At 56.0% G+C, this 8,988-nt stretch carries 9 protein-coding genes; 8 read left to right on the top strand and 1 reads right to left on the bottom strand.

Translation table 11 applies throughout. The annotated features are described in order from the left end of the window. Positions 1 to 50: 50 nt before the first annotated feature. The 5 genes from AAH450_RS14740 (at position 51) to tauD (ending at position 4,271) form a co-directional block, all read left to right on the top strand. Complete coding sequence (locus tag AAH450_RS14740) at positions 51 to 653, top strand: LysE family translocator (RefSeq protein ID WP_342910870.1); 603 nt, start codon at positions 51 to 53, stop codon at positions 651 to 653. A 192-nt stretch (positions 654 to 845) separates the two neighbouring features. After that, on the top strand, positions 846 to 1,823 hold the full coding sequence (tauA, locus tag AAH450_RS14735; protein ID WP_342910869.1) for a taurine ABC transporter substrate-binding protein: 978 nt from the start codon (positions 846 to 848) through the stop codon (positions 1,821 to 1,823). Positions 1,824 to 1,834: 11 nt separating this feature from the next. Beyond that, on the top strand, positions 1,835 to 2,602 hold the full coding sequence (tauB, locus tag AAH450_RS14730; protein WP_342910868.1) for a taurine ABC transporter ATP-binding subunit: 768 nt from the start codon (positions 1,835 to 1,837) through the stop codon (positions 2,600 to 2,602). Further along, on the top strand, positions 2,599 to 3,426 hold the full coding sequence (gene tauC, locus AAH450_RS14725; RefSeq protein WP_342910867.1) for a taurine ABC transporter permease TauC: 828 nt from the start codon (positions 2,599 to 2,601) through the stop codon (positions 3,424 to 3,426). Before tauB ends, tauC begins: the two co-directional genes overlap by 4 nt. Continuing rightward, positions 3,423 to 4,271 carry a taurine dioxygenase gene (gene tauD / locus AAH450_RS14720; RefSeq protein WP_342910866.1) on the top strand — a complete coding sequence of 283 codons (849 nt, stop codon included), beginning with the start codon at positions 3,423 to 3,425 and terminating at the stop codon, positions 4,269 to 4,271. The genes tauC and tauD overlap by 4 nt, the downstream gene beginning before the upstream one ends. A 23-nt stretch (positions 4,272 to 4,294) precedes the next feature. Here the strand turns inward: tauD and AAH450_RS14715 are convergent, their stop codons facing one another. After that, on the bottom strand, positions 4,295 to 6,193 hold the full coding sequence (locus tag AAH450_RS14715; protein ID WP_342910865.1) for an ABC transporter ATP-binding protein: 1,899 nt from the start codon (positions 6,191 to 6,193) through the stop codon (positions 4,295 to 4,297). A 123-nt stretch (positions 6,194 to 6,316) separates the two neighbouring features. On the opposite strand from AAH450_RS14715, the gene kefG reads away from it, so the two are divergent. From kefG to AAH450_RS14700, 3 genes are read left to right on the top strand one after another with little or no spacing between them, the layout of a single operon-like run. After that, on the top strand, positions 6,317 to 6,868 hold the full coding sequence (gene kefG, locus AAH450_RS14710) for a glutathione-regulated potassium-efflux system ancillary protein KefG (RefSeq protein ID WP_342911248.1): 552 nt from the start codon (positions 6,317 to 6,319) through the stop codon (positions 6,866 to 6,868). Beyond that, complete coding sequence (gene kefB / locus AAH450_RS14705) at positions 6,869 to 8,674, top strand: glutathione-regulated potassium-efflux system protein KefB (protein ID WP_342910864.1); 1,806 nt, start codon at positions 6,869 to 6,871, stop codon at positions 8,672 to 8,674. It abuts the gene before it with no gap. 8 nt (positions 8,675 to 8,682) lie between these two features. Continuing rightward, positions 8,683 to 8,877: a YheV family putative zinc ribbon protein gene (locus AAH450_RS14700; protein WP_318789376.1), complete on the top strand. Its 195-nt coding sequence runs from the start codon at positions 8,683 to 8,685 to the stop codon at positions 8,875 to 8,877. Positions 8,878 to 8,988 lie beyond the last annotated feature (111 nt).

Here is an 8,988-nt window from a genome sequence, read left to right as displayed (position 1 = left end):
AGCTTCGTGAGGTTCGTTTCTGGTCAGGGGGTGAGGAGCACCCGTTTCATATGGAACTGAGTCTGTTTTTATCAATGTTGGGCTTTTTATGGGTGGCGGCTATCACGCCGGGACCTAATAATATGTTACTCACCGCCTCCGGCGCCAATTTTGGTTTTCTTCGCTCGTTATGGCTGCTGATCGGCATCATGATTGGCATGCAGGTAATGCTGCTGATGGTCGCGTTTGGTATCGGTGGGCTGATTCTGCTTTATCCCTCTCTGCACCTTGTGCTGAAAATTGGCGGAAGCCTCTATCTTCTCTGGCTGGCATGGAAAATCGGCACGGCTGAGTATGAGAAGCTGGAAACGGATAATGCACCCAACACGCCAATGCCGTTCTGGCAGGGTGGCCTGCTACAGCTGATTAACCCTAAAGCCTGGTTGATGGCACTGGGGGCCGTGGCCAGCTTCAGCCTGGCCGGGGAAGCCTACCAGAGTTCGGTGGTGGCCATCAGCATTGGCATGGCGCTGGTCAATCTGGTGTCAGGCATTATCTGGCTGGGCTTTGGCGCGGTGATTGGCCGTGTCCTGCGCAGCCGACGTGCCTGGACTATTTTTAACGTTGCGATGGGTCTGCTGACCGCCGCCTGCGTACTGCTTATCTGGCATTAACAGCCTCTGTCTCTGAGAAGCCACCGCACTGCGGTGGTTTTTTTATGGCGCTTACCCACTCTTTCACTTAATTATCCACTATTTGATCTAAGGACAAATAGTTATAAAAGATAATTTCTAATTACTTTATCGCGATGGTTGCTCTCGGTTACAAAGGCGTTATTCAAACGATAACGAACACCGGAGCAGGGCATGGCGGGAAAATTCACTCTTACACTTATTGCAGCAGCACTTTCGCTTTCCACGCTTAGCGCACAGGCCGTGGATGTCACTGTTGCTTACCAGACCTCAGCAGAACCGGCCAAAATAGCGCAAGCCGATAATACCTTCGCCAGCGAGAGCGGGGCGAAAGTGGAGTGGCGCAAATTCGACAGCGGCTCAAGCGTGGTCAGAGCCATGGCCTCCGGTGACGTGCAGATAGGTAATATCGGCTCCAGCCCGCTGGCGGTGGCTGCCAGCCAGCAGGTGCCCATTGAAGTCTTCCTGCTTGCCTCCCAACTGGGTAACTCTGAAGCGCTGGTGGTGAAAAAAAGCATCCGCAGCCCGAAAGATCTGATTGGTAAGCGCATCGCCGTGCCTTTCATCTCCACAACCCACTACAGCCTTCTTTCCGCACTGAAGCACTGGGGTATCCGTCCCGATCAGCTGCAAATCATTAACCTGCAACCGCCTGCCATTATTGCTGCCTGGCAACGGGGCGATATTGACGGCGCCTACGTCTGGGCGCCAGCAGTGAATGAGCTGGAGAAAGAGGGCACTGTGCTGACCGACTCGGCGCAGGTAGGTAAATGGGGTTCTCCAACGCTGGACGTCTGGGTGGTACGAAAAGATTTTGCCGAAAAACATCCTGAGGTGGTGACTGCCTTCGCCCGCAGTGCGCTGAGCGCGCAGAAAGGTTATCTCGATAATCCTGAACAGTGGCTGAAAGAGAGCGGCAATCTCAGCAAGCTCTCGCGTTTAAGCGGCGTGCCTGAACAGCAGATCCCTGGTCTGGTGAAGGGGAATACCTACCTTACCGCGCGGCAGCAGGTTGAACAGCTTGGCAAGCCGGTGGATCGGGCCATTATCGATACCGCAAAATTCCTTAAAGAGCAGGGCAAGGTACCGCAGGCCGCCAGTGATTACAGCGACTATGTCACCGACCGCTACGTCAAACCTCTTGCCGAGTAAAGGGAGTCTCTATGCTGACGGTATCCAACCTTACGGCTCGCTACGGCGGTCAACTCGCCTTACAGGAGATCAACCTGACCATTGAGCCAGGCGAGCTGGTGGTGGTGCTGGGACCGTCAGGCTGCGGCAAAACCACCCTGTTAAATCTTATTGCCGGGTTTTTGCCCGCCGAGTCGGGCCGCATCACTTTGGATGGCAAAGTGGTGACGGGGCCTGGTGCAGAACGCGGGGTGGTGTTCCAGCATGAAGGGCTGCTGCCGTGGCGCAACGTGCTGGATAACGTGGCGCTGGGCTTACAGCTTGGCGGGATGGCGAAGCCGCAGCGCCGTGATATTGCCCGCCAGATGTTGAAGAAAGTTGGCCTGGAAGGCGCGGAAAAACGCTTTATCTGGCAGCTTTCTGGCGGTATGCGTCAGCGTGTGGGTATCGCCAGAGCGCTGGCAGCCAACCCTCAACTGCTGCTGTTGGATGAACCCTTTGGCGCACTGGATGCATTTACCCGTGAGCAAATGCAGGAACTGTTGCTGAATCTGTGGCGTGAAAGCGGCAAGCAGGTGTTGCTGATTACGCACGATATTGAAGAAGCGGTGTTCCTCGCCAGCGAGCTAATCTTGCTTTCACCAGGGCCGGGCCGGGTGACTGAACGCCTGGCGCTGGATTTTGGCCGTCGCTACGCTGCGGGTGAATCCTGCCGCAGCATCAAGTCCGACCCCGCTTTTATCGAAAAACGTGAATATGTTCTGAGCCAGGTCTTCCAGCAGCGCGAGGTCTTCTCATGAGTTTATTATCCACCGAAAAATCACTCACTCGCCGCGTGCGGTTGAGCTGGCCCTTCAGTCGCCAGATCACGCTTAGCGCAGCGACACTGCTGGTGCTGCTGGCGATATGGTGGGCGGTGACCGCGCTGAAGCTGATTGCGCCGCTGTTTTTACCTGCGCCTTATCAGGTGTTCCATCAGCTGCTGACCATCGCCAGCGCACAAGGGTTTATGGACGCAACGCTTTGGCAGCATCTGGCAGCCAGCCTGACCCGTATAGTGATCGCCCTGCTGGCAGCGGTGATCATCGGCGTGCCGGTTGGCATTCTGATGGGGCTGAATGAGACAGCGCGCGGCATTCTCGACCCGCTTATTGAGCTTTATCGCCCGGTGCCGCCGCTGGCCTATCTGCCGCTGATGGTTATCTGGTTCGGCATTGGCGAAACTTCCAAGATCCTGCTGATTTATCTGGCTATCTTTGCGCCCGTTGCGCTCTCTGCGCTGGCTGGCGTTAAAAGCGCCCAGCAGGTTCGCATCCGGGCGGCTCAGGCGCTGGGCGGCAACCGCTGGCAGGTGCTCTGGTATGTGATTTTACCCGGTGCACTGCCGGAGATTTTAACCGGAGTGCGCATCGGGTTAGGCGTCGGCTGGTCCACGCTGGTGGCCGCAGAGCTGATTGCCGCCACGCGCGGGCTGGGCTTTATGGTGCAGTCCGCCGGAGAGTTTCTCGCCACCGACGTGGTGCTTGCAGGCATCGCCGTCATCGCCCTGATCGCTTTCACTCTTGAGGTGGGGCTGCGCGCCCTGCAACGCCGTTTAACCCCCTGGCATGGAGAACATGTATGAACGAACGTCTGACTATTAAAGCGCTGGGGCCATATATCGGTGCCGAGGTTTCTGACCTTACCCTGAGCCGCCCGCTGAGCGATGCGCAGTTTGAGCAGCTCTATCACGCGCTGATCCGCCATCAGGTGTTATTTTTCCGCAATCAGCCGGTCACCCCGCAGCAGCAGCGGGCGCTGGCTGCGCAGTTTGGCGACCTGCATATCCATCCTGTTTATCCTCACGCACCAGGAGTGGAAGAGATTATTGTGCTGGACACCCACGATAACAATCCGCCGGACAATGATAACTGGCACACCGACGTGACATTCATTGCCACGCCGCCAGCAGGGGCTATTCTGGCGGCTAAAAGTCTGCCGGAGACGGGTGGCGATACACTTTGGGCCAGCGGGATCGCCGCTTATGACGCCTTGTCCGACTCGTTCAAAACGTTGCTGAGCGGCCTACAGGCGGAACATGATTTCACTAAATCATTTCAGGAGTTCAAACACCGCGGCAGTGAGGAAGAGCATGCGCGCTGGAAGCTGGCGGTAGAGAAAAACCCGCCGCTGCTGCACCCGGTTATTCGTACCCATCCGGTGAGCGGCAAACAGGCGCTGTTTGTAAACGAAGGGTTCACCACGCGCATTGTGGATATTCCACAAAAAGAGAGCGAAGCGTTGCTGGGCTTCCTGTTTGCCCATATCACCAAGCCGGAGTTTCAGGTGCGCTGGCGCTGGCAGGAGAACGATATTGCGATCTGGGATAACCGGGTGACGCAGCATTATGCCAATGCAGACTACATGCCGCAGCGGCGGATCATGCACCGGGCCACCATTCTGGGGGATAAGCCTTTCTGGCGCGGCTGAGCGGGTGCTCAGCCGCTTACTGGTCAGGAGGCCAGCATCGTCTCAAGCTGTTCCTGTGCATCCAGCCAGGCCATCTCGCACTCTTCAAGCGCCGATTTTGCCGTCGCCTGCTGTTGCAGCGCCAGCGTGAGGTCGGCTTTGCGGCTCTGATCGTAGAGTGCCGAGTCAGCCAGCTTTGACTCCGCCTCTGCCAGCTGCGCATTCAGCTTTTCCATCTGCTTTTCCAGCTTCTCAATCTGCTTACGCAACGGCTGCGTTTGCGTTCGCAGCTCCGCTTCGCGGCGTTTTTGATCCTTGCGGGCCTGCGCACTGTTAGCGGTATCCTGCCTGGGTTCGCTCACGCTGCTCTGCTTTTGCAGATCGCTCAGCCACTGCTGATAATCTTCCAGGTCGCCATCAAAAGGTTCAACCTGACCATCATGCACCAGATAGAGGTCATCGGTGGTAGAGCGCAGCAGGTGGCGGTCGTGCGATACCACCACCAGCGCGCCCTCAAAATCAATCAGCGCCTCGGTCAGCGCCTGGCGCATATCCAGATCCAGGTGGTTGGTTGGTTCATCCAGCAGCAGCAGGTTAGGGCGTTGCCAGACAATCAGCGCCAGCACCAGACGTGCCTTTTCGCCGCCGGAAAAACGCTGGGTGATTTCCGTCACCTTATCGCCCTGGAAGCCAAAGCCGCCCAGATAGTCACGCAGCTGCTGTTCCAGCACCTTTGGCGCCAGACGAACCATGTGTTGCAGAGGGGATTCATCAGCCTGTAAGAATTCCAGCTGATGCTGGGCGAAGTAGCCAAGCTTGATGCCTTTCGCCAGGCCGATATCCCCTTTCAGCGGCGCGAGATCGCCCGCCAGCATCTTTATCAGCGTGGATTTGCCCGCGCCGTTACGGCCCAGTAAACCAATGCGCGAACCCGGAACCAGGTTCAGCTTGATGGAGTTAAGGATAATTTTATCGCCATATCCCGCGCTGACTTTTTCCATCTTCAGCAGAGGATTTGGCAAGCTTTCCGGCTCGCGGAAGCTGAAGGTGAAGGGGTTATCCACGTGCGCAGGGGCAATCAGCTCCATACGCTCCAGCATTTTGATCCGGCTTTGCGCCTGCTTGGCCTTGCTGGCTTTTGCCTTGAAGCGGTCAATAAAGCTTTGCAGGTGCGCCACTTTTTGCTGCTGGTTCTCAAACATCGACTGCTGCTGAGCCAGCTTGGTGGCGCGCTGGATCTCGAACGAGCTGTAGTTGCCGGTGTACTCAAACATCGACTGTTGTTCAATGTGCAGAATTTTATCCACCACCGGATCGAGGAAATCCCGGTCGTGAGAGATCAGGATCAGCGTGCCCTGATAGCTGTTAAGCCAGCGTTCAAGCCAGATGACGGCATCAAGGTCCAGGTGGTTAGTGGGCTCATCCAGCAGCAGAAGATCGGAACGGCAGATAAGCGCCTGCGCCAGGTTAAGGCGCATCCGCCAGCCACCGGAAAAGTCGCTGACCGGATATTGCAACTGCTCCTGAGAAAACCCCAGGCCGTTAAGCAGGCTGGCGGCGCGGGGCTGTATGGTCCAGGCCTGAATAGCATCCAGCTTGCCGTGCAGCGTGGCGATGGCGTGACCGTCGTTAATCTCATTAGCATGGGCCAGTTCGGCTTCCAGCTGGCGGAACTCGCGGTCGCCATCGATCACATACTCAATAGCGGGTTTGGCAAGCGCTGGCGTTTCCTGGTTAACCCATGCCAGCGACCAGTTGCCGGGATAGCTGAAGCTGCCTGCATCGGCGCTTATCTCGTTCTTAAGCAGCGACAGCAGCGTGGATTTACCGCAGCCATTTTTCCCTACCAGGCCGACTTTCTGGCCTGGGTTGATGGTGGCTGTGGCATTGTCCAGCAGTACGCGGACACCGCGTCGAATTTGTAACGAAGAGAAGACAATCATAAGCGCCGTAATAGTGAGAATATGTTAAATTAAACCATCAATTTGATTTCGGAATCGCAAATTCCGTTGCGTCGAGCATGGTAGCGGAATTTCCCCGCCGTGACGATGATTTGGAGGGGAATGATGTCGCAGCTGCCTAAAGTTTTGCTGCTTTACGCACACCCGGAATCACAGGACTCGATAGCTAATCGGATTCTGCTCAAGGCCGCCGGGGATTTACCACATGTGAAGGTGCACGATCTTTACGCGCACTATCCTGATTTCTTTATCGATATCCATTACGAACAGCAGCTGCTGCGCGAGCACGACGTCATTGTTTTCCAACATCCCCTCTATACCTACAGCTGCCCGGCGCTGCTGAAAGAGTGGCTGGACCGGGTGCTTTCCCGCGGCTTTGCCAGCGGACCTGGCGGTAATATGCTCGAAGGAAAATACTGGCGCAGCGTGATCACCACCGGTGAACCTGAAGCGGCTTACCATCAGGAAGGCCTTAATCGTTATCCCATGTCCGATATCATGCGTCCGTTCGAGCTGACGGCGCAGATGTGCCGTATGCACTGGCTGACGCCGATGATTGTTTACTGGGCCAGACGTCAGACCCCTGAGGTGATGAAGAACTATTCGCGTGCCTACGGTGACTGGCTCGCTTCCCCTTTGCCCTATGGAGGTATTTGAATGGAAGGACAATCTCTCCTGACGGCGGGCGTGGTCTATTTATTTGCGGCGGTGATCGCCGTGCCGATTGCTGCGCGTCTGGGGATCGGTGCTGTACTGGGCTATCTGCTGGCCGGTATTGCCATCGGCCCCTGGGGGCTGGGCTTTATCAGCGATGTTGAAGAGATCCTGCACTTCTCCGAGCTGGGCGTCGTATTCCTGATGTTTATCATCGGCCTGGAACTCAAGCCCTCAAAGCTTTGGGAACTGCGGCGCTCGATTTTTGGCGTGGGTGCCGCTCAGGTGATCTTCAGCGCGGCCATTTTGGGCGGGTTACTGTGGCTCACTGATTTTTCCTGGCAGGCGGCAATTATCGGCGGCATCGGGCTGGCGATGTCCTCTACCGCGATGGCGTTGCAGTTAATGCGCGACAAGGGCATGAACCGTAACGAGTCCGGACAGCTTGGCTTCTCTGTGCTGCTGTTCCAGGATCTCGCCGTGATCCCTGCGCTGGCGCTGGTACCTCTGCTTGCCGGTGGCGACAGCGGCCACACCGACTGGATAAAAGTGGGCATGAAGGTGCTGGCGTTTGCTGGCATGTTAGTGGGCGGCCGTTATCTGCTGCGGCCTATCTTCCGCTTTATTGCCGCTTCGGGCGTGCGGGAAGTCTTTACTGCGGCGGCGCTGTTACTGGTGCTCGGCTCTGCGCTGTTTATGGATGCGCTGGGTCTCTCTATGGCGCTGGGCACCTTTATCGCCGGTATTCTGCTGGCAGAAAGTGAATACCGCCATGAACTGGAAATCGCTATCGATCCCTTTAAAGGGTTGCTGCTGGGACTGTTCTTTATCTCGGTAGGCATGGCGTTGAATCTGGGCGTGCTTTACACCCACATTGTCGAAATTCTGGTGGGTGTGGTGGCGCTGGTGTCGATCAAAGCTGGCGTGCTTTATCTGCTGTCACGCATTTTTGGTCTGCGCAGCTCCGAACGGCTACAGTTCTCTGGCGTACTGAGTCAGGGTGGGGAGTTCGCCTTTGTTCTCTTCTCTGCGGCCTCTTCCGCTAAACTCTTCAGTGGTGACCAGATGCCGCTGCTGCTGGTCACCGTGACGCTGTCGATGATGACCACGCCGTTGCTGATGCAGGGGGTCGATAAAATCCTTGAGCGGCGCTTTAACGAGGTGGATGAAAACGAAGAGAAGCCCTTTGTTGAAGATGATAAGCCACAGGTTATCGTGGTTGGGTTTGGCCGCTTCGGTCAGGTGGTTGCCCGTTTGCTGATGGCCAATGAAAAGCGCATTACGGTTTTGGAACGCGATATCAGCGCCGTAAGCCTGATGCGAAAATATGGTTACAAAGTATACTATGGTGATGCGAAAGAGCTGGAGCTGCTGCGAGCAGCAGGTGCGGAGACAGCACAATCCATTGTCATCACCTGTAACGGCCCGGAAGACTCCATGGAAATTGTGCATCTCTGTCAGCACCATTTCCCACACCTCCAGATCCTTGCGCGGGCAAGAGGTCGTGTAGAGGCTCACGAGCTGTTGCAGGCGGGCGTTAATCAGTTCTCACGTGAAACCTTCTCCAGTGCGCTTGAGCTGGGGCGTAAAGCGCTGATGACACTGGGCATGCATCCGCATCAGGCGTTCCGCGCCCAGCAGCATTTCCGCCGTCTGGATATGCGTATGCTGCGTGAACTGATGCCAAATCATACCGACAGTCAGCAAATCTCCCGCGTGAAAGAGGCAAGACGCGAGCTGGAAGATATTTTTCAGGCGGAGATGCAGCACGAAAAACGTCAGTTCGACGGCTGGGACGAATATGAATAGGAGGCTTTATGCGTAAAAGATTTATTGCCGGTGCCACCTGCCCGAGCTGTAAAGCTCAGGATACGCTGGCGCTGTGGCAGGAAAATAATATCGATGTGGTTGAATGCGTCAAATGTGGTCATCAGATGCGCGAGGCCGATAAACAGGCGCGCGAGCAGGTCAGAACCAATGAGCAGGTGATCGGTATTTTTCATCCTGAGTAGCGTTATCGCTCAGCTTTTTTTAAGCTGTACCACACAGCGGCGTTGAAATTCGTTACAATCGGCGCAATCAAGAGTTTTATGCGTTGGCAAACAGGTCAACAAACTCAGGAC

Source organism: Erwinia magellanica (assembly GCF_039023495.1).
Taxonomy (GTDB): domain Bacteria; phylum Pseudomonadota; class Gammaproteobacteria; order Enterobacterales; family Enterobacteriaceae; genus Erwinia.
This window is presented reverse-complemented; position numbering and strand designations above follow the sequence as displayed.

Excerpts from the sequence above, each read along its gene's own strand:
- AAH450_RS14740 (WP_342910870.1), top strand. The coding sequence starts at position 51 with ATGGAACTGAGTCTGTTTTTATCAATGTTGGGCTTTTTATGGGTGGCG.
- tauA (WP_342910869.1), top strand. The coding sequence starts at position 846 with ATGGCGGGAAAATTCACTCTTACACTTATTGCAGCAGCACTTTCGCTT.
- tauB (WP_342910868.1), top strand. The coding sequence starts at position 1,835 with ATGCTGACGGTATCCAACCTTACGGCTCGCTACGGCGGTCAACTCGCC.
- tauC (WP_342910867.1), top strand. The coding sequence starts at position 2,599 with ATGAGTTTATTATCCACCGAAAAATCACTCACTCGCCGCGTGCGGTTG.
- tauD (WP_342910866.1), top strand. The coding sequence starts at position 3,423 with ATGAACGAACGTCTGACTATTAAAGCGCTGGGGCCATATATCGGTGCC.
- AAH450_RS14715 (WP_342910865.1), bottom strand. The coding sequence starts at position 6,193 with ATGATTGTCTTCTCTTCGTTACAAATTCGACGCGGTGTCCGCGTACTG.
- kefG (WP_342911248.1), top strand. The coding sequence starts at position 6,317 with ATGTCGCAGCTGCCTAAAGTTTTGCTGCTTTACGCACACCCGGAATCA.
- kefB (WP_342910864.1), top strand. The coding sequence starts at position 6,869 with ATGGAAGGACAATCTCTCCTGACGGCGGGCGTGGTCTATTTATTTGCG.
- AAH450_RS14700 (WP_318789376.1), top strand. The coding sequence starts at position 8,683 with ATGCGTAAAAGATTTATTGCCGGTGCCACCTGCCCGAGCTGTAAAGCT.